The sequence below is a fragment of the Brevibacillus sp. FW306-2-1A-C05A genome, assembly GCF_058781555.1.
Window position 1 is genome coordinate 50485 of the sequence record NZ_JBYSWV010000006.1, and the last position, 18860, is coordinate 69344.

17 protein-coding genes are annotated in these 18860 nt (G+C 55.6%); 15 read left to right on the top strand and 2 right to left on the bottom strand.

The genetic code is table 11. The features are described from left to right. Window positions 1-5: 5 nt before the first annotated feature. A complete protein-coding gene (locus tag AC3WJN_RS06925) occupies window positions 6-1433 on the bottom strand; it encodes an MFS transporter (protein ID WP_492329230.1) in 1428 nt (475 codons plus the stop codon). A 494-nt stretch (window positions 1434-1927) separates the two neighbouring features. Between AC3WJN_RS06925 and AC3WJN_RS06930 the strand changes: the two genes are divergently transcribed. Then, on the top strand, window positions 1928-2323 hold the full coding sequence (locus AC3WJN_RS06930; RefSeq protein ID WP_005828411.1) for a hypothetical protein: 396 nt from the start codon (window positions 1928-1930) through the stop codon (window positions 2321-2323). Between the two features lie 160 nt (window positions 2324-2483). Here the strand turns inward: AC3WJN_RS06930 and AC3WJN_RS06935 are convergent, their stop codons facing one another. Next, window positions 2484-4022 carry a glycosyl hydrolase family 28-related protein gene (locus tag AC3WJN_RS06935; RefSeq protein WP_005828413.1) on the bottom strand — a complete coding sequence of 513 codons (1539 nt, stop codon included), beginning with the start codon at window positions 4020-4022 and terminating at the stop codon, window positions 2484-2486. Window positions 4023-4227: 205 nt separating this feature from the next. Here AC3WJN_RS06935 and AC3WJN_RS06940 point away from each other — a divergent pair, with 205 nt between their 5' ends. The 14 genes from AC3WJN_RS06940 to AC3WJN_RS07005 are packed head-to-tail and all read left to right on the top strand — an operon-like array spanning window position 4228 to window position 18860. Beyond that, on the top strand, window positions 4228-5211 hold the full coding sequence (locus tag AC3WJN_RS06940; protein ID WP_005828415.1) for an NAD-dependent epimerase: 984 nt from the start codon (window positions 4228-4230) through the stop codon (window positions 5209-5211). Further along, the gene (locus AC3WJN_RS06945; protein WP_005828416.1) at window positions 5204-6484 is read left to right on the top strand and encodes a nucleotide sugar dehydrogenase; all 1281 of its coding nucleotides are present in this window, start codon (window positions 5204-5206) and stop codon (window positions 6482-6484) included. The genes AC3WJN_RS06940 and AC3WJN_RS06945 overlap by 8 nt, the downstream gene beginning before the upstream one ends. A gap of 44 nt (window positions 6485-6528) precedes the next feature. Beyond that, window positions 6529-8427 (top strand): polysaccharide biosynthesis protein, encoded by a 1899-nt coding sequence (locus tag AC3WJN_RS06950; protein WP_007783081.1) that lies wholly within the window; start codon window positions 6529-6531, stop codon window positions 8425-8427. Window positions 8428-8432: 5 nt separating this feature from the next. Continuing rightward, a complete protein-coding gene (locus AC3WJN_RS06955) occupies window positions 8433-9503 on the top strand; it encodes an LCP family glycopolymer transferase (RefSeq protein ID WP_005828420.1) in 1071 nt (356 codons plus the stop codon). Further along, window positions 9496-10248: a YveK family protein gene (locus AC3WJN_RS06960; protein WP_005828422.1), complete on the top strand. Its 753-nt coding sequence runs from the start codon at window positions 9496-9498 to the stop codon at window positions 10246-10248. Before AC3WJN_RS06955 ends, AC3WJN_RS06960 begins: the two co-directional genes overlap by 8 nt. Further along, window positions 10229-10918 (top strand): CpsD/CapB family tyrosine-protein kinase, encoded by a 690-nt coding sequence (locus AC3WJN_RS06965; protein WP_005828424.1) that lies wholly within the window; start codon window positions 10229-10231, stop codon window positions 10916-10918. The genes AC3WJN_RS06960 and AC3WJN_RS06965 overlap by 20 nt, the downstream gene beginning before the upstream one ends. A 30-nt stretch (window positions 10919-10948) precedes the next feature. After that, window positions 10949-12370 (top strand): flippase, encoded by a 1422-nt coding sequence (locus tag AC3WJN_RS06970; RefSeq protein WP_005828426.1) that lies wholly within the window; start codon window positions 10949-10951, stop codon window positions 12368-12370. Beyond that, window positions 12367-13143, top strand: coding sequence for a CDP-alcohol phosphatidyltransferase family protein (locus AC3WJN_RS06975; protein ID WP_007783085.1), 777 nt, complete (start codon window positions 12367-12369; stop codon window positions 13141-13143). Before AC3WJN_RS06970 ends, AC3WJN_RS06975 begins: the two co-directional genes overlap by 4 nt. Further along, a complete protein-coding gene (locus AC3WJN_RS06980) occupies window positions 13140-13856 on the top strand; it encodes a phosphocholine cytidylyltransferase family protein (RefSeq protein ID WP_007783087.1) in 717 nt (238 codons plus the stop codon). The genes AC3WJN_RS06975 and AC3WJN_RS06980 overlap by 4 nt, the downstream gene beginning before the upstream one ends. A 2-nt stretch (window positions 13857-13858) precedes the next feature. Continuing rightward, window positions 13859-15058, top strand: coding sequence for an O-antigen ligase family protein (locus tag AC3WJN_RS06985; protein WP_492329233.1), 1200 nt, complete (start codon window positions 13859-13861; stop codon window positions 15056-15058). Continuing rightward, complete coding sequence (locus tag AC3WJN_RS06990) at window positions 15027-16253, top strand: glycosyltransferase family 4 protein (protein WP_197186935.1); 1227 nt, start codon at window positions 15027-15029, stop codon at window positions 16251-16253. Before AC3WJN_RS06985 ends, AC3WJN_RS06990 begins: the two co-directional genes overlap by 32 nt. After that, complete coding sequence (locus AC3WJN_RS06995; RefSeq protein WP_197186934.1) at window positions 16219-17232, top strand: polysaccharide deacetylase family protein; 1014 nt, start codon at window positions 16219-16221, stop codon at window positions 17230-17232. The genes AC3WJN_RS06990 and AC3WJN_RS06995 overlap by 35 nt, the downstream gene beginning before the upstream one ends. Continuing rightward, a complete protein-coding gene (locus tag AC3WJN_RS07000) occupies window positions 17216-17863 on the top strand; it encodes a sugar transferase (RefSeq protein WP_005828437.1) in 648 nt (215 codons plus the stop codon). Before AC3WJN_RS06995 ends, AC3WJN_RS07000 begins: the two co-directional genes overlap by 17 nt. Further along, a complete protein-coding gene (locus tag AC3WJN_RS07005) occupies window positions 17832-18860 on the top strand; it encodes a GNAT family N-acetyltransferase (RefSeq protein ID WP_007783095.1) in 1029 nt (342 codons plus the stop codon). The genes AC3WJN_RS07000 and AC3WJN_RS07005 overlap by 32 nt, the downstream gene beginning before the upstream one ends.

The following is an 18860-nucleotide window of genomic DNA, read 5'->3' on the forward strand; positions in this document are numbered from 1 at the left end:
AGAGGTCAAGGAAGCAAAAAAGCTTGCCCAAGGCGGCAAGCTTTTTTGTCCATAAGTTTAAGAATGGATAAGATTCTGATCCAGCTCATCCAGTATAAGGCCAACTTGGCTGGACCCACGGCTTGGGGCAGCCAAGTTTTCCAATAGCCGGATCGTATTTTACCGTTAGGATGGAACTTCGTACTTTTCTTCTTTCGTTTGTACGAATGAAGGGAAAGATATAGCATCCCTAAAAGCAGCATTGCTCCGCCAACGACGCCAAAGAGCATTTCAATGCGAAGCATAGACGGGAAAGTCCAAGCAATAAAGGCCAGAGACAGAGACTGAAACAAACTCGATACGGGGTCAAGAATCCCCCGAAATCTTCCCATCATGTTCGGATTCACCATTTGCGGTATCCATCCATAAAAAGAAATGTTAATAAACGCCACAGCAACGGAAAAGAAAAAGTGAAAAATCAAGAATAGAACAATCGTAGGGGACAAGCCTGCGAGGATGACGAAGATTCCCGAGAAAATCAGGCTGAAAGTCAATACCATGTACAGTTTGATTCTCTTCGTAACTTTGGGGCTTAGCGCACTTCCCAGCAAGATGCCGATTCCGAAAACGATCGTTTCGATTACGGACATTTCCTTGTAGAAATGGGGAGACAGTTTGTATTTCATGATAAAAATAGGAATGATTCCTATTCCTCCATTGACTACTCCCAGTATGGCAGAACCAAGCGTTAGCAGCAGCAACACCCGATCGTAAACAATGTATTTTACCCCCTCAATAAAATCCGTGAACAGTGCTTTAATTGTATGTAGTCCTTTCCAATCGGTGCTCCCGTTCAGTTTCCGAACAGATAGCTCGATTTTGCACGAATAAATGAGCATGGCTGAAATCAACAAGCAGATGAAGTCCAGCAAAAATGCACCTTGGACTCCCAAATTCCAATAGACTACCGCGCCGATCCCACTCCCGAAAAGCAAAAATACACTTCCGAGCATAGAGTTTAATCCAGCGGCAAGGGGATATTCTTCTTTTGATAGTACGCCTTGAATGATTGCACTTTGGGCGGGAGGAAAAAATTTCCCTACAGCACTTCGGAGAAAAATGGCTAAAAAAATCAAGGCAAGCGAATCGTACCAAATGCAAATCATTAGACATACAGTGAGAAATGCGCGAATCAGATCGCAATGGACCGCTATTTTCTGACGGTCAAAGCGATCCGCAAAAACGCCGATAAACAGAAAAACGACCAATGCGGGTGCGGCATGCATCATGTCTTTCATGGTAGTGTAGTACGGTTGTTGGCTAAATTTATCAAGCAAATAAAATGTGATCGCCATAATCCCGATGACATTTCCCAGTTGCGAAGTAAATTCTGCGAGAAAAAGTTTCAAATAGTTTGCGTTTCTGAAAAGGTGGAAGACGTTATTTGGACCCATCCATATCGAATCCCTTCAGCATTGTCCGTTTGTATCCCGACACCTATTGATTTTATTTTCGTTATTTTCAAAAAACGTTTTCAATCGTGTGGTATAGTTATCGGATTCTATTAAGAAAATATTTACAATTATATTTATTGTTTACTAAAACTATCAAAAAAACAACACTTTCCAGCAATTCGAACGTAGAAAATTGCCTCCGTCCGGGAACGATGGCAGTTCATCATAACCAACGGCTGCCGTGTTCATGAAAATACGGTGTCTCTATTGTGGATCAGCTTCATCCCAAAACATAGGAGGGAGCGCGTCGCTTTGGACAGTTCAAAGCAGTCCGTGACATGAAGGGGCACGCGTGCCATCCCGCTGTCACGCGGATATCGTGCGGGGGAGCAGGAGGAATATTCAACATTTTCTGTCAAATTCGTTGCCGAAATATTCGGCAGCATATATGCTATAGGATAGATTGTGGCGATAGCTGGAAGGGGACCAAGACAATGAATCCGCTTGCAAAAAAGTATCAGCAAATCGATGACCAGATCGTGTTGTTCAACGAGGAGTATTACTTGAGCGTGGAGAAACTCGACATTTCCTCCCTGACACAAGAAACGAGGGAAGCGTTGTTCAACCACCTCTACGATTTCGACAGCAGCGATATGGAGCTGGAAATCGACGTGTCCGAGGAAGATAAAGGAGTTTGGTACCTGCAATTGCTCGTGCCGCACGTGTTGACGTTGCCCGAAGCGGCGAAAAGGCGCATCGGGCAAGGCGCGGAGCAGCTTGCCCAGCATCTGGCGGGACGGGTGGGAGCACTCGGTCAGGTACGTCTGCAAAACGACGAAATCTACGAATACGTGAAGCGGTACAATCCGGATTTGGAGCGGATCGCCTAGTAAAAAACATCTCTTCTGCCCTGTGCGCAAGCAGGGAGGAGGGATGTTTTTTTGTGCAGATAAGCATGCAACAGCTTCTTAACCAGTAGGCGTACAACGAAGGCTCCGCCAAATGGCTTGGCGCCGGCACGTTTTGCAAGGGAAAGTCAGAAAGTCGGGGTTAGCTTTTCGCGGTCTTGGTCGCCAGCCACGTGCAGGCGGTCTTGTTTGTCGTGGTCGCGATCCACTCGCACGGCTGCCCGTTGACAGGCGTTATCAGCCGGAGTGTGTCGCCTTTGATCCCGCCGTATTTCACCGATGAGCTGGGAGGCGTGCTGGCGTAGACGATTCGCTCGTTCATCGCCACGCTGGGGAGATAGGAAGAGTTGTCAGAGCTGTAGCCGCTCGTCAGACTGATGGGGACAGGCACGTTTTTCATAGAGAGCGTAATTTTGTCTGCGGTTTTGTGGTAGAACATCTTTCCGCTGACCTGGCTGAAGTCTCCGCCGTCTACGGTGAGAAAAAGCGGATAGGAGCCGGAGCCATACAGGGAGATGACATGATTGGAGCCGGAGTAGCGGTTGTTTTCCAAATAAACATGCCCGCAGCGGTTCAAAAACAGGTTTTGCCTGAGCCGCGTATCGAACGAACAGTTGCGGACGGTAATAACTCTCTCGGACGGGACATCCCACGGATCGACGCTGAGCGCGTAGCCGTCAATGACAGCGGCGGTATCGGCTGCCTCAAAGCTGCAACCGTCGAACACGAGGCCGACGTTGTCGTAGTCGACGGAAAGGCCGCTGCCAACCGTCCTGGCCGCTTCTTGCGCGGTCGTGTGCAGGACCCATTTGCAGTGGGCGAACGTCATGTTCCGCATGAAATTGACGCGGTTTTTTTGATCGGCAGCGGTGTAAAAGGTGGAGGCGCTGATCGTGCCCGTCAAACAGCTCAGGCTGAAGCTCGCCATGGAAACGAGCTGGCTCGCCTGCACGACAATCGGCGCGGACGTATGTCCCTCCAGATCAAGCTGCTGCCGACAGTGGACATTGCTCAGGTTCACCAGCATCGGACGGCTGCCGTCGTAGGCTTCGTTCAGTTCGACTTCAAAGCGGTCGCATAGTACATTGGCGGCGTTCAGCCGTTCCAGGCCGCCCGTTACGGTAATGTCCGAGCGGGTGCGCGTCCGGCTGTCGCTGTAAAAATCGCTGATGGAAACCGAGCGGACGTAGCAGTTCGCCTCCCCGGCGAAGTAAAAATGGTCGGCGACCCCGTCCGTGCACCAGATGTTTTGCAGCAGCACGTAGTTGAGATAGCTGCCAGGCCCGTCGCCGCGAATGTAAAAGTCGGCGGAGTGCTCGTAGGCGTACGGGTCTTGCGGCACAGGATTTTCGCGCGCATTGGAGTCGATTTTCAGATTGGACACGACGAACGAATCAGCGTCCCCGCCCGCAGAGGTGATCGAAAACAGCCACCGCCAGTCTGCCGCAGTAGAATTGGCCTTTCGCTTCAAAACGGAAAAAGGACCGGCGCCCTGCATCACCAGGCTTTTGCCTTTTCCTAGTGTGACGGCCAGTTTCGTAGGTTCAATGACGTAGGTCCCGGGCGGTAAATACAACGGAAGTTGCTGCTGGACCGCGGCTGCCAGAGCGGCCGAAAGCGCTTGCGTATCATCGCTCACCCCGTCTCCCCTTGCGCCATACGTCTTCACATCAAGCATCATGCACCCATTCCCTCCATCTCGTCAATTCGACAACACAAGATTGTCTTTCTTTCATTTCATTCAAAAACGAAAAAATGTTGACAACCATTTTGCAAAAAAGGTGACCGTTTGCCCAGGGCGTGTGCAAGTCGTCCTGCGACCTCTTTCATCCTGCTGGCATATTTGTTCTAGAACCTCCGTATGAATAAGCAAAGAGGTGGAAAGTATGTCGATTTTAGTGACAGGCACTGCTGGCTTCATTGGATTTCACGTAGCGAAAAGACTTTTGGAAGGAGGGGAAGTCGTATGGGGGGTGGATAATTGCAACGACTACTACGATCCCCGCTTGAAGGCGAAAAGGCTGGAAATGCTCCACGCGTTCGAACAGTTCCACTTCTATAAAGCAGATATTGCCGATCAGACGACAATGGACGGGTTGTTTCGCAAAATACGACCGGAACGGGTCATCCATCTGGCGGCGCAGGCTGGCGTCCGCTACAGCCTGGAAAATCCGCATGCCTACACAACCTCCAACATCGCGGGCTTCCTGCACATATTGGAAGGCTGCCGGCAGACGGGAGTCAAGCATTTGCTCTACGCCTCGTCAAGCTCTGTGTACGGAGGCAACAAAAAGCTGCCTTTCTGCGAGACAGACCCGGTCGATGAGCCGAACAGCCTGTACGCCGCGACGAAAAAAGCGAACGAGCTGATGGCGTACACGTACAGCCACCTGTACGGCATTCCTGCGACAGGACTGCGTTTTTTCACCGTGTACGGACCGTGGGGACGCCCCGATATGGCGCTGTACACATTCACCAGGGCCATCCTGGCGGGAGAGCCTGTCCGCGTGTTCAACCACGGAAAAATGATAAGAGATTTTACGTACATTGACGATGTAGTGGAGGGAATCCACCGGCTCATGGGACGGCAGCCAGAGCCGCAGGACGGCAAGCCGCCGCACCAGGTTTTGAATATCGGGAACCATCAGCCTGTAGAACTGCTACAGTTCCTGGCGATTTTGGAGCAAAAGCTGAACAAACCCGCAAACCGCCACTATATGCCCATCCAGCCGGGCGACGTTCCGGCTACATTTGCCTCCGTTGATGCCCTTTATGCGGAAACAGGCTTCCGCCCCCAGACGCCAATCGAGGTAGGGATTTCCCGCTTTGTCGATTGGTACCTCCACTATTACGGTGACGCCCATGCGTAAAAAAGTAGGAGTCGTAGGACTCGGGTACGTCGGATTGCCTGTTGCGGTCGCATTTGGGGAAAAGCTGCCTGTGATCGGGTACGATGTGGACGCGAGACGAATCGCTGCGTTGCAGACGGGCCGGGACGAGACGGGGGAACATACGGCGGAGGAGCTGGCGCGCACGAGCGTCACTTACACCGATGATCCCGCCAGGCTTGCGGAGTGCGACTTTATTATCGTCACCGTGCCTACGCCAGTCGATGAGGCCAAACGTCCCGATTTGCGCGCGCTGCTCTTCGCCTCGGAAACGGTCGGGAAGCATATGCAGCCTGGGACGATTGTCGTCTATGAATCGACGGTTTACCCTGGCGCGACAGAGGAAGTGTGCGTTCCAGCGCTGGAGCGCTCGTCCGGGAAGCGCGCAGGCGAAGACTTTTTTGTCGGCTATTCTCCCGAGCGGATCAATCCCGGGGACAGGGAGCGCAGGCTCGCCCGGATCGTCAAGGTCGTCTCCGGCCAGGACCGGGCGACTTGCGACGAGATTGCCGACATGTACGCGCTGGTAGTAGAGGCAGGCATTCATAAAGCGTCCTCCATCCAGGTCGCAGAAGCTGCCAAAGTCATCGAAAACACGCAACGCGATCTGAATATCGCCCTGATTAACGAGCTGGCAATCATTTTTGACCGATTGGGCATCGCGACAGCGGACGTGCTGGAAGCGGCCGGAACGAAGTGGAACTTCCTCCGGTTTACGCCAGGGCTGGTCGGCGGCCATTGCATCGGAGTCGATCCGTACTATTTGACCTATAAGGCCGAGAGCGTCGGCTATCATCCGCAGGTCATCCTGGCGGGACGCCGCATTAACGATGGCATGGGAAAATTCGTCGCCACGTCCCTGGTCAAGCAGATGATCTGGCGCCATATCCCGATTCAAGGCTCGCGGGTGACGATTTTGGGGATGACCTTCAAGGAAAATGTCCCGGATATTCGCAACAGCCGGGTCATTGATATCGTCCACGAGCTGCGGGAGTTCGGGGTCGAGGTGCAGGTGACGGACGATCTGGCGGACTCGGCGAAGACGTGGGCGGAGTACGGCATCAGGCTTCGGGATTGGGACGATTTGCAGCCCGCCGACGCACTGGTTCTGGCCGTTCCGCACGCGAAGTACGCGCATCTTGGCTGGGAGGAACTGTCGTCTTTGCTGCACGGAAGGTGCGGCGTGATCGCGGATGTGAAAAGCGTGCTGAATCAAAAAACATGCCCGTCTGACATCGTTGTCTGGCGTTTGTAGAGCCAGCCACGATGAACGAATGCAGACAGCCTGGAGCGATGAATATGAGCTACCGGAAGAGAAGATTCTGGTTAAGCTTATCGGACGCAGGAATTATCAGTATAGCTGTATGGCTGGCCTGCCTGGTTCGATTTGATTTTTCACTTGCGGAAATAAGCGATTATCAGCCGATGTATCTGATAATCGGACATGTACTGTTCGTTTTGGCGGGGATGCACGTGGCCGAGTTGTACCGTCCCGTCTACCGCTACGTCAGCGCAAACGAGCTTGTTTCGATTGTCAAGGCGACGAGCCTGTCTATCCTTGCGCTCAGCTTCGTTTTGAACAACGTGGGACATTGGCTGTTTTTGTCCGTCCGTTTTCCGCTCTCGCTGTTTTTGCTTACGTGGACGTTCGTGCTGGCGGGAATTACGGGCTCGCGCTTCGTCTGGAAGTGGTGGAACGAGGAGCGGGAAAAAAGAAGCCAGGACCGAAGGCGGACACTGATCGTCGGAGCGGGCAGCGCAGGCGTGCTGGTCGCTCGCGAGATGAGGCGGTCGCCTCTGTCCGAGCAGCGGCCGATCGCGTTCGTTGATGACGAGCCGAGCAAGCAAAACTTGCGCGTGTACGGCTTGCCCGTCGTCGGAAAAAGAGAGGACATCCCCCGCATCGTGCAGCGGCAGGCCATTTCGGATATCGTCATCGCCATGCCGTCCGCTTCCCGGCAGACGATCCGCGAAATTTTTGACATTTGCAAAACGACGAAAGCGAGCGTCAAAATTTTGCCGCACGTCTCCGATATTCTCAGCGGCAAAATCAGCATGAACATGATTCGCAACGTCAGGCTGGAGGATTTGCTGGGACGCGAGCCAGTGGAGATCAACCTGGAGGAAATCACCGGCTATTTGCGGCAGCAGGTCGTGCTCGTCACAGGGGCCGGGGGCTCGATCGGCTCGGAGCTATGCCGCCAGATCGCCCGCTTCGACCCGGCGAAGCTGCTTTTGCTCGGGAATGAGGAAAACGGCATTTTTGAAATCAGCCTGGAACTGGGGCGGCTGTTTCCCGAGCTGCCTACGATCAGCCTGATTGCGGATATTCGCGACCGGCAGCGAATAGCTGCGATCATGAGCGAGTACCGCCCGTCCGTCATTTTTCATGCGGCCGCCCACAAGCACGTGCCGCTGATGGAGCAAAACCCGAGCGAGGCGTTGAAAAACAATGTGTTGGGAACGAAAAATGTCGCGGAGTGCGCGCTGGAAGCGGGAGCGAAGCATTTTATCCTGATCTCGACCGACAAGGCGGTGAATCCGACTTCTATGATGGGCGCCACCAAGCGCATCGCCGAGATGCTGATCCAGGGCTACAACCGTTTCGGGCATACCCGCTTTGCTGCCGTTCGCTTCGGCAACGTGCTCGGGAGCAGAGGCAGCGTCGTCCCGATTTTCCTCGATCAGATTCAGGCGGGCGGTCCGGTGACGATCACCCATCCGGACATGGAACGGTTTTTCATGACGATTCCCGAAGCGGCCCAGCTAGTGATTCAGGCCGGAGCGCTGGCGCACGGCGGAGAGATTTTCGTGCTCGACATGGGCAAGCCCGTCAAGATTGTCGATATGGCGATGGACCTGATCCGCCTGGCAGGTTTGGAGCCGGAAAAAGATATCCCGGTTGTGTACACGGGAATCCGTTCAGGCGAAAAGCTGTATGAAGAACTGTTGACCGCAGAAGAAGGGCTGACCTCTACTTGCCACGACCGAATTTTCATCGGCAAGCCGCTCGACTTTTCCTGGAGCGAGCTGTTGACGGCCATTTCCCGCCTGGAGCAGCTTGCGAAAAAAGGCGGGATGATCGAGGACGCTTCCACGATCATCGAAATATTGCAAGGAATCATTCCTAATTATCAATCTTCCTCCCAGCCGAAAGAAGAGGCAAAGCCCGTGCCGTATTCGGTAGCGACAGGATGATGGAGATGACGAGGACGAAGAGGGCAGCACGGAAAAAGAAGTGGAGACGTCTGCTGCTGCTCGGAGGAATCGCTTGCCTGCTCGCCGTGGGAGGGTACGGGGCATATGTGTACGTGTCGCTGCAAGAGACGGCGAAGAGCATGTACGTCCCGATCCGGACGCAAAAGTCGCTGGCGTCTTCCGCGCCCCCGGCATCGTCTGGGCAGCAGCCGTTGCACAGGCAGGCGCAGTCCTCGCTTCCGCAGCAGGAGTCAGTGCCAGCGGAAGCGCAGGAGCCGTTCACGGTGCTGCTGCTCGGGATCGACGAGCGGGAAAACGACAAGGGGCGCTCGGATGTCATTCTCGTGCTGACGGTCAATCCGCAGGCAAAGTCGGCGCTTTTGGTCAGCATCCCGCGCGATACGCGCACGCAGATGGCCCAGACGAAGACGATGGATAAAATCAACCACGCCTACGCTTTTGGCGGGCTGCAGCAGGCAGTGGACACGGTGGAGCAATTCATCGCGACTCCCGTTGATTATGTCGTGGCAGCGAATATGGAAGGCTTTGCCGGGATTATTGATACATTGGGCGGCGTCGAGGTAGACAACCAGCTCGCCTTCACCTACGCAGACTACCACTTCCCGCTCGGCCCCATCCAGTTGGACGGCAAGCAGGCGCTCGTCTATGCGCGCATGCGCTACGAGGACCCGCGCGGCGATCTCGGCAGAAACGAGCGGCAGCAGTTGATTTTGAAAGCGCTGATGCAAAAGAAGGCGGCTTTGGCGTCTCCCGCCACGTTGAACGGAGTGCTGGAAACGATGGCCAAATACGTGAAGACGAACATGACGTTTGCCGACATGAAAAGGCTCGTCCAGAACTACAGCACAGCCGTATCGAGCGTGGAGACGATCCGCATGGAAGGAAAGGGCCAGCTCATCAACGGGATCTACTACTATATCGTCAGCCCGGAAGAGCGAAAAAAGCTGATCGAGCGACTGTCCGCTTTTCGCAAGCTGGCGGAGCCGGCCCACAGTCAACTGCCGAACCAAGTTAGTGACAGCCTGGAGGGGCGAAGGGGGGAGCAAAATGAATGAAACCGTGAATCTGCGGGAAATATTGCTGGTCTTGTCCAAACGCTGGGTCGTGATCTTGCTGGTTACTTCTATTTTTACGATCGGGACGGCACTCGTCAGCGTCTTTCTGTTGACGCCGATCTATCAGGCCAAGACAGAAATTTTGGTGAATCGCTCCTTGAACTCGAATCCGGAAGGGGTATTGTCCGTAGCCGAGATTGATTCCAACCTGAAGCTGATCGAGACGTACCGGGTCATCATCGAAAGCCCGCGGGTGATGGAGCGGGTCGTGGAATCGCTCGGACAAGGGGCGAGCATGGAGGCGCTCTTGCTGCACACGAAAGTAGAGCCTGTCAAAGATTCGCAGGTGATTTCCATTACGGTGGAAGACCCCGATCAGGCGCGAGCCGTGCTGATCGCCAATACGATTGCCACGACCTTTCAGGTAGAAGTCGTCAAAATGCTGAGCATGAACAACGTGCACATTCTCGCAGAGGCGCGCCATAACCCGGCGGCCAAACCCGTCAGTCCCAAGCCGCTGCTCAACTCGATCATCGGCTTCGTGCTCGGGCTGGCGTCTTCCATCGGCGTTGTGTTTTTCATGGAGCATCTCGATACCCGGCTGCGCTCGGAAAAGGAAGTGGAGGAGTATTTGGGACTGCCTGTGCTCGCCACGATTGCCGTCATTGACAAGAAGTCGAAAAAGCATTTTCGGAAAAAAAGGGTGGAGGAGGTGAGAGGCGAGTATGAGAAGGCAGAAGCCTGACGATCGCTATCAAAAGCTGATCGCTCACTGGGAGCCGCTCTCCCCGCTGGTGGAAGGCTACCGGACCTTGAAGCTCAACATTTTGTTTTCCACGCAAGGGCAGAAGCTGCAGACGATTTTGGTCAGCAGTCCGGGCGCATCAGAAGGCAAGACGGTCACGGCGGCCAACCTGTCGCTGATGATGGCAAAAGATCGGCGCAAGACGGTCCTGATCGATTTCGACCTGCGCAATCCCCGTATCCACTTCACGTTTGAGATGCCGAATCTGTACGGGGTCAGCTCCTATATGAGCGGCATGTGCCAGTTTTCCGACATCGTCCAGGACTCCGGCGTGCCCCACCTGTCCATCATCACCGCGGGGCCGATTCCGCACAGTCCGGCGGAGCTTCTGGGAACGCCGCGCCTGCTGGAGTTGCTGGAGAGGCTGCGCAGCAATTTTGACGTGGTGATCGTGGACAGTCCTCCGCTGATCGTGAGTGACGCGATGGTGCTGGCCCGGGAAACAGACGGGTGCGTGCTCGTGGTCGATGCCAGCAAGACGAAGCGGGACCCGGCGGTTCGCGCGGTCGAGCAGTTGAAAACGGCTGGCGCCAACCTGCTCGGAGTCGTGCTGAACAACAAAAAACTGGGGAAGCGGGAAGGCTACTACGGTTATGGCTACATGGAATAGTCGAGTCAGAAACGGGAGCGATTAGCGCCGATGAATGCCCTCAAGTTAGTCTGGCACAAGCAACTGGCCAAAGTGCGCGGCAACCGGGATGTACACGAAGTGCTGCACGGTTCTGCGATTACGTTTTTGTTTCGGCTGTTCGGGTTCGTCCTGCTCTATACGCTGCAGTTGTTTATCGCAAGAGAGTACGGGGCGGGCAATCTGGGCGTCTATTCGCTTGCGATCACCCTGCTTAATATCGGGATGGTGCTGGCGCTGTTTGGCACCGACACGGCGATTATCCGCCTGCTGGCCGAGTACCGCGCGCAAGGAGCGCTGGCAAAGATTCGGCAGCTTTTTGGCAAGGTGGCGCTTTGGACGTTTCTGCCTTCGCTGTTGTTGTCCGGGCTGTTCTACTTGTTTGCGGAGCACATCTCCCGCTACGTGTTTGCAGGCGAGCTGCCCGCCGGGACACTGCGGGTCATCGCCTGGATGCTGCCGTTCGTCTCGCTCGGCAGACTGTACGCCTCGGCTTTTCGCGCGCTGCACCGCGTGACCGCGTCCGTGATCGTCGACACCGTCGGCATGCGCTTTTTGCACCTTCTGTTTCTGCTTATCGCCCTGCCTTTGTTCGCTCCGACCTCGCAGCTTCTGATCGGCTTGCTCGCAGCAGCCGTCATGTTGAACACGCTGTACGGCATGGCGAAGTGGCATGTTTTGTCCCGGGACTTTCGGGCGGGCGTACAGCCGCTGGAGCAGGAGGCAGGTCCGGCAATCAGCTTCCGCGCGCTTTGCACGATGGCGCTTCCGATGTATTTGAGCGCCTCCATGGAGCTGGTGATGAGCTGGACAGACACGATCATGCTCGGAATTTTTACGGACGCGGAGACAGTCGGGGTGTACAGTGTCGTCATTCGGCTCTCGATGGTGACGAGCTTCGCGCTCATTTCGATCAACACGATGCTTTCGCCGAAATTTTCGGAGATTTACGCCCGCGGCGATCTGGACGGGCTGAGGAAAATGATTGCGTTTGCCAATCGGCTGATTTTCTTCGCGTCTGCGCCGATCAATTTGCTCGTCGCCATTTTCGCCGCGCCGCTGCTCGGGCTGTTTGGCGAAGAGTTCGCAGCAAGCAGTCTCGTCCTGGTCATCCTCTGTCTGGGACAGTTCATCAACTTTTCCTCGGGCAGCGTGATCCCGCTCTTGACCATGACAGGCCATCAGAAGACGGCGCGCAATATTCTCGTTTTTTCCGCCTTGCTGAATATTTGCGGAAACGGCCTGCTGATCCCCTGGCTCGGCATTACGGGAGCAGCCATCGCTACTGCGATCAGTTTAAGCTGCCGGGACATTTGCGCTTCGTATTGGGCTTATCGGTATTTCGGGTTTCGCACGTGGTATATTCCGTTCTTCTCTGAAAAAAATTCCGTCTTGCTACGAAGACGAGGTCATGAAGAAGGTGGCTTACGGTGAAAGAAGACTTGTATCCGAGCATGTTTTGGGACAGCGAGAAGATTCGGAAATACCGGATTCAGGTGCAAAAGCCATGGGTTCGCGAGGAATTTTGGTCGTACTACTTTTCCAGGCGCATTTCCATCTACGTGAGCCTGTTTTTGGCGAAAAAGCAGCGCGTCTCGCCGAATGCCATCACGCTTGCGGGAATCGCTGCCGGCCTGATCGCTGCTGCGGCCTTCATGTACGGATCGGCGGCTGCCTTTTTAATCGGTTGTTTTTTTTATCAGATGTGCTATCTCGCTGACTGTGTGGACGGGGAAGTCGCCCGCATGAACAACCAAAGCAGCAGGGGCGGCGTCTGGCTGGATATCGGGCTGAACTACTCGCTGTATCTCGTTTCGTTCGCGGTGATCTACGGGGTCGCCAAAAGCCAGCCGACGCTCGGGCCTTATTTGATCTACTTGATCCTGTTTACGATTTTTACGGAAATTTTGGCGACGAATGGCTCGGATCTCGCCTTTGGCCAGGGGAAAATCTCGCACGAAACCGTCTCCATGCGCAAGCGCAGCAAGTGGGTCGATGCCGGAGTCTTTTTGTTTCTCACCCAGACAGGCTTCCAGAGCGGGGTGCTGATCGCAGCCGTGATGTGGGCAATTAGCGGCCAGCATCAGTTTCTCGATTTGTGGACGGCCTACCATCTGCTGATCGGACTTCTCCGCGCGCTTTACAAGCTGAAGCTGAACGTCAAATACGTCACGGCATCGAGGCAAGAGGGAGGGGGAAGCAAATGAAGGCTCTGCTCATGGCGGCGGGACTCGGCTCGCGAATCAGCGGGCAAATTGACGGAAGTCCCAAGTGCACGGTTGATATCGGGAACAAGGCGTTGATCGAGAATACGATCTCGGAGCTGAAGCGAAAAGGAATCGACGAGATCGCCATCGTGGTCGGGTATCGCGCCCATGTCATCACCAGTCTGCTCGGGAGCGAGAACATTCGCTTTTTCCACAATCCGTTTTACGACCGCACGAACAGTATCGCCTCGCTCTGGTTCGCCCGCGAGTTTCTCACGGGCAGCGACTGTCTGTTGCTCAACGCGGATGTTTATTTCGAAGAAAAAGTGCTGGACGTCGTGTTGCAGGAGACGAGAAGTCCGGTCATGTTCGCGGACCCTTCGCGCAGGGCAGAGGGCGATTACAAATTCGGCTATGCACACGGCCTGCTGCACAAGCACGGAAAAGAGCTGCCTCTGGAAGAAACGACAGGCGAATACATCGGCATCGCCCGGCTGCATCAGGAGTTTTTGCCGCTGTTCCTGGAGCGTCTGCAACGTTTGATTCTGGAGCGGCAGCACGATTTATGGTGGGAGAACGTGCTTTACTCCTTTTTGGGCGAAAGAGACGTGCATGTGGCGCAAATTCCGCCGGGGCTGTTTTGGGCAGAGGTTGATACATGGGGGGATTACAAGCGCATTCTTCATTTTACGAATCATCTGGCCCATATGTGAGGATGGGCAACGTGAAGCTCTCGCTGGACAAGGTTCTTCTGTTCCTCTACGTACTGCTGAAGCCCTTCTACCTCTTCCCGAGCGGCAACCCGCAAATAGCGGATTTTATCATGCTGGTGCTCATTGCCTACACCTTTTTGTTTCGCGTCAACCAGTTGCAGCGCAAGTATTTGTTTTTCGTCCTGCTGACGCTCGCGTTTTTGTACGATATTTTGCTGGTCAACGGCCTGTGGGCGATTGCGCTGGGCGGCGCCATGGAAGTGTTCGAGTCCACGAAATGGTACTGGTACAACGGGGCCGTCCTGCTGACCGTCGTCGTCTTGGGCCAGCTCGAGCCGCGCGCATATGCGCAGTGGCTGTTCTGGTCCGTCGCTTGCTCGCTCGCGGTCCAGACGCTTGCGCTCTTGCTCGGGCTGGCGCCTGGGGAGCATGACTTCCGCCAGTCGCTGTTTTTCAACAATCCGAACCAGCTCGGGTACTTCGGCCTGCTCTGCCTGGGGATTTGCCTGTTTTGTGCGCGGTTCTTTCCCGTCCGAGCCATCTATTTGTTTATGGTCATCGGCTGCTCGTTGAGCGTGATCGCCGCTTCCTTGTCCAAGGCGGCGATTGTAAGTGCGGTCTTGATGTACGCGGCCTTTCTGTTCGTCTCGTCGAAGGAGCGGACGGGGCTGTTCTGGAAAAACGTCGTCTGCGTGCTCGCCTGCTTTTTTCTGCTTTTTTGCGTCTCTTTGTACACGAATGAAAACGTGCTGCACGATGCGACGATGTACACGCAAGTCAAGGAGCGGCTGGAAACGTTGGGAGAGGACTCCGACGACAACTTGGCGTCAAGAGGCTACGACCGGATCGCGAACCATCCCGCGTACATGTTTTTCGGGGCAGGCGAAGGGCAGTACGAGCGGTTTGAAAGCAGCATCGCCCTCGAATTGCACTCCACGGTCGCCAATCTGTTTTTCTCGTATGGCCTCGTGGGCACGCTGCTGTTTTTCCTGCTCTTGTACGCCGGGGTGCGCGGTCATCGGCTCTACGCCTGGTATCCGCTGTTTTTTCAAATCGTGTACGGTTTGACGCACAACGGAATCCGGGAGACGCTGTTCTGGATATTGCTGGCGCTCTATTGTGTGACAGCCGGGATAAGCTCTGGCTCCATCAGAAAGGGCGGTGACCTGCATGGGGAAAATTTTGCAAATATGCGCAATTGACCAAACGGTGGAAAGTCTGCTCTTGCCGCTCATCCAGAAGCTGGCGGAGGAAGGCCATGAAGTGCATACGGCTTGCACAGACACCGGGCGTTTTCAGGCGTTGCGGGCCAAGGGGCTCATGCTCTGGCCGATCGCGATCAAGCGAAAAATCGAGCCGCTCTCCAACCTGCGTTCCATTTTGGCGCTGTATCGGCTGATGAAACGGGAGCGCTACGACGCGGTGCACGTCCACACTCCGGTTGCGGCCGTGCTGGGCCGGGTGGCAGCGAGGCTCGCGGGAGTCAGCCCGGTCGTCTACACGGCTCACGGCTACTATTTTCACGACGGCATGAGCCGAGGGGAATACCGGCTGTACTACGCCGTGGAAAAGTGGTTCGCGAAGCATTTGACAGACTATTTGCTATTGCAGAGCAGGGAGGACTACGAGCTGAGCGTGCAGGACGGCTTTTCGCCGCCGGAGCGAATCATGCATCTCGGCAACGGGGTAGATGTCGAGCGGCGGTTTCATCCGCAGGCGGTGTCGCCGGAGGAAGCAGTGGAGGTGCGTTCGGCGCTTGGAATCGGCGCGGACGATCTCGTCATCGCCTACGTAGGGCGGATGGTTGGCGAAAAAGGGATTTTCGAGCTGCTGGACGCGTTTTCCAGGCTTGCGCGAGAGTCGGGCCGCGTGCGGCTGTTGCTCGTCGGGGACGTGTCGGACAGCGAACGGGACCAGCGCGGCAAGGCGCTACGGGAGCATTGCCGCGAGCATCCGCAAATCGTCCTGACTGGTTTTCGCCAGGACATCCCGCAACTGCTCGCCGCAAGCGACATCTTCGTCCTGCCTTCGCATCGCGAAGGGTTGCCCCGCTCGATTATCGAAGCGATGGCGATGGGCAAGCCGATTGTCGCCACGAACATTCGCGGCTGCCGCGAAGAGGTGACGGACGGCGTGAACGGGATTTTGGTGGAGCCGAAGCAGTCCGAGCATTTGTACAAGGCGCTGAAAAAGCTCGCCTGCGACGCGCGGCTGAGGGAAGCGTACGGACAAAACAGCCGCTATTTGGCGGAGGAGCATTTTAACGAGCAACACGTACTCGCGAGGCAGGCCGAGCTGTTTGCAGCGCTGCTCGCTGCCAAGACAGAGCCGCCGCGCACGGAAAAGGAGGTTGACGAACGGCTTGGGCAAAACAGGAGCATTGGTCATATCCCTTGATTTTGAGCTGTATTGGGGCGTTCGCGACAAGCGGACGCTAGCTGACAGCGAGAAGAACTTGCAGGGGACTCGTCAGGTGATCCCGGCGATTCTGGAGCTGTTTAACAAGTACGAGATTCACGCCACCTGGGCGACGGTAGGCTTCTTGTTCTGCGAGACGCGCGAGGAGCTGATCGGCACGCTGCCAAAAGAGCTGCCGGACTACGCCGATCCGAACCTGTCGCCTTATCGCTACGTGCAGTCGGGAGCGCTTGGCGCGCGCGAGCAGGTGGACCCGTATCATTACGCCCCATCCCTCATCCGGCTGATTTCCTCCTGCCCGCATCAGTACATCGGCAGCCATACCCACTCCCACTACTATTGCCTGGAGCCGGGACAGACCGCCCAAACGTTTGCCGAAGATTTGGCCGCCTTCAAAAGAGTGGCGCGCAAGAAAGGGTACGCCCCGACCAGCATCGTCTTTCCGCGCAATCAGTTCGCGTCCTCCTATCTGGCTGTCTGCAAGCAGCACGGGTTCGCCGCGTATCGCGGGAACGAGCGGTCGTGGATGTACGAGGCGGGCCCGGGAGCGCAAGACACTTTGCTCAAACGGGCTTTGCGCCTTGCCGACGCCTACGTCAATCTGAGCGGGCATCACGCGTACGAGCCGCTTTCCGCAAGCCAGGAAGGGTTAGTCGATGTCCCGGCGAGCCGATTTTTGCGGCCGTATTCGCCGCGGCTGCGCTGGCTGGAAAACGTCCGGCTGGGCAGGCTCCGGCGCGATCTGCTTTTTGCGGCCAAAAATCGCCGACTGTACCATCTGTGGTGGCATCCGGAGAACTTTGGCAGCCACCTCACGGAAAACCTTCGGATGTTGGAGCGGCTGCTGCAGTATTATGCGAAGCTGCGCAGCGAGTACGGGATGCAAAGTTTGAGCATGGAGGAGGCGGCTGCGAGTTGGAGCAGGCAAAGGGAGGGGCGGCATGAAGTGTCTGTTTGATCGTTTGGTAGCTTTGACGCTGTTGCTCGTCTTTTCACCTCTGCTGCTCCTGCTGTCGATTTTGATTCGCTTCAAGCTCGGCGCTCCTGTCTTGTTTGTCCAGGAGCGGCCGGGCCGATACGGAAAGCCTTTTTCCATTTATAAATTTCGCACCATGACCAATCAGTGCGACGCGTCCGGACAATTGCTGCCGGATGCCCAAAGACTGACGCCTTTTGGCATGATGTTGCGAAAGTACAGCCTGGATGAGCTGCCGCAGTTGTGGAATGTGCTGCGGGGCGAACTGAGCTTGGTCGGCCCGAGGCCGCTACTCATGGAATACCTGCCACTCTACACGCCCCGCCAGATGAAGCGGCACGAGGTTTTGCCAGGCATTACGGGTTGGGCGCAGGTCAACGGGAGAAACGCGATCACGTGGGAACAAAAATTCGAGCTGGACGTCTGGTACGTGGAAAATCGCAGCTTTTGGCTCGACTTGAAAATTTTGCTGTTAACGGTCAAACGGGTTTTGCAAAAAACGGGGATCAGTCACGAAGGTTGCGTCACGATGGAAAAATTCACCGGGAGCAAACAGGCGGAGCTGGCTAGGAGGGAAATGCGTGAGTTTGATCGTGCTTACGAATCAGGATGACTGGACAGCTTATTTGCGTCCATGCAAGCATGTGGACATTTCCTATGCAAAAGAATACGTGAGCCTCTACGCCGAAAGGGAAGGGGGCGTGCCGGAGGCGGTGTTTTTTTCCGAAGGGGGCTGCCAGATTTTTTACCCTTACCTGGTCCGCTCCCTCGACGCTCTGCTTCCGGGGTATGCGGATATCGTCTCCATCGGCTACGGCGGTCCGCATGTTTGGCCGAAGACAGCGGGGGCAGAGTCGTTTTCCGCACAGTTTTCCGCCTATTGCCGCAGCCAAAACTACGTGACGGAAACGGTGCGCTTTCATCCGCTGGAGAAAAACGCCGAGCGGTTTCGCGAGCAGATGCGGCTCGATCTGGTGCGGACGACTGTCGCCGTCGATGTCCGGCCGCCGCTCGCGCAAATTCGCGCGCAGTACAGCGAAAACGTCAGGCGCAACATGAAAAAAGCGGTCGCCAACGAGGTGAGCATCGTGGAAGCGAGCGGCGAGGCCGGCTTGCGGGCGTTTATGCAACTGTACCGGGAGACGATGGAGCGCAATTTTGCCGGCCCATCCTATTACTATGAAAATGAATTTTTTGCAGGACTGCTCCAGGAAACCGCGCTCTGCAAGCCGCGCCTCCTGCTCGCCATGCACGAGGACATGGCTGTCGCAGGCGCGATCATGCTCTGTGGAAACCGCTATGCCCACTATCAGCTCGGGGCTTCGCACAAGGCGGACATGCCGCTCGGGATCAACCATTTGTTGTTCGATGCGATGATTCAGCGGGCCAAGGAAGCCGGTCTGGAGTATTTGCTGCTCGGCGGGGGCAACCGCGACGGGGACGGCTTGTTCCGCTTCAAGGCATCGTTTTCCAAAACGAACCATTTTCCGTACTGGATGGGCAAAAGAGTGCACGATGAAGCAGCTTACCGGGTGTTGTGCGAAAAAAGACAGGCAGACCGCGCGGAGGCCGGAGCTTTTTTTCCAGCCTACCGGGCATGGGGAGGGTAA

What these genes read in the sequence shown, in the direction of transcription:
- AC3WJN_RS06925 (WP_492329230.1), bottom strand. Translation starts at nt 1,433, where the DNA reads ATGGGTCCAAATAACGTCTTCCACCTTTTCAGAAACGCAAACTATTTG.
- AC3WJN_RS06930 (WP_005828411.1), top strand. Translation starts at nt 1,928, where the DNA reads ATGAATCCGCTTGCAAAAAAGTATCAGCAAATCGATGACCAGATCGTG.
- AC3WJN_RS06935 (WP_005828413.1), bottom strand. Translation starts at nt 4,022, where the DNA reads ATGATGCTTGATGTGAAGACGTATGGCGCAAGGGGAGACGGGGTGAGC.
- AC3WJN_RS06940 (WP_005828415.1), top strand. Translation starts at nt 4,228, where the DNA reads ATGTCGATTTTAGTGACAGGCACTGCTGGCTTCATTGGATTTCACGTA.
- AC3WJN_RS06945 (WP_005828416.1), top strand. Translation starts at nt 5,204, where the DNA reads ATGCGTAAAAAAGTAGGAGTCGTAGGACTCGGGTACGTCGGATTGCCT.
- AC3WJN_RS06950 (WP_007783081.1), top strand. Translation starts at nt 6,529, where the DNA reads ATGAGCTACCGGAAGAGAAGATTCTGGTTAAGCTTATCGGACGCAGGA.
- AC3WJN_RS06955 (WP_005828420.1), top strand. Translation starts at nt 8,433, where the DNA reads ATGACGAGGACGAAGAGGGCAGCACGGAAAAAGAAGTGGAGACGTCTG.
- AC3WJN_RS06960 (WP_005828422.1), top strand. Translation starts at nt 9,496, where the DNA reads ATGAATGAAACCGTGAATCTGCGGGAAATATTGCTGGTCTTGTCCAAA.
- AC3WJN_RS06965 (WP_005828424.1), top strand. Translation starts at nt 10,229, where the DNA reads ATGAGAAGGCAGAAGCCTGACGATCGCTATCAAAAGCTGATCGCTCAC.
- AC3WJN_RS06970 (WP_005828426.1), top strand. Translation starts at nt 10,949, where the DNA reads ATGAATGCCCTCAAGTTAGTCTGGCACAAGCAACTGGCCAAAGTGCGC.
- AC3WJN_RS06980 (WP_007783087.1), top strand. Translation starts at nt 13,140, where the DNA reads ATGAAGGCTCTGCTCATGGCGGCGGGACTCGGCTCGCGAATCAGCGGG.
- AC3WJN_RS06985 (WP_492329233.1), top strand. Translation starts at nt 13,859, where the DNA reads ATGGGCAACGTGAAGCTCTCGCTGGACAAGGTTCTTCTGTTCCTCTAC.
- AC3WJN_RS06990 (WP_197186935.1), top strand. Translation starts at nt 15,027, where the DNA reads ATGGGGAAAATTTTGCAAATATGCGCAATTGACCAAACGGTGGAAAGT.
- AC3WJN_RS07000 (WP_005828437.1), top strand. Translation starts at nt 17,216, where the DNA reads ATGAAGTGTCTGTTTGATCGTTTGGTAGCTTTGACGCTGTTGCTCGTC.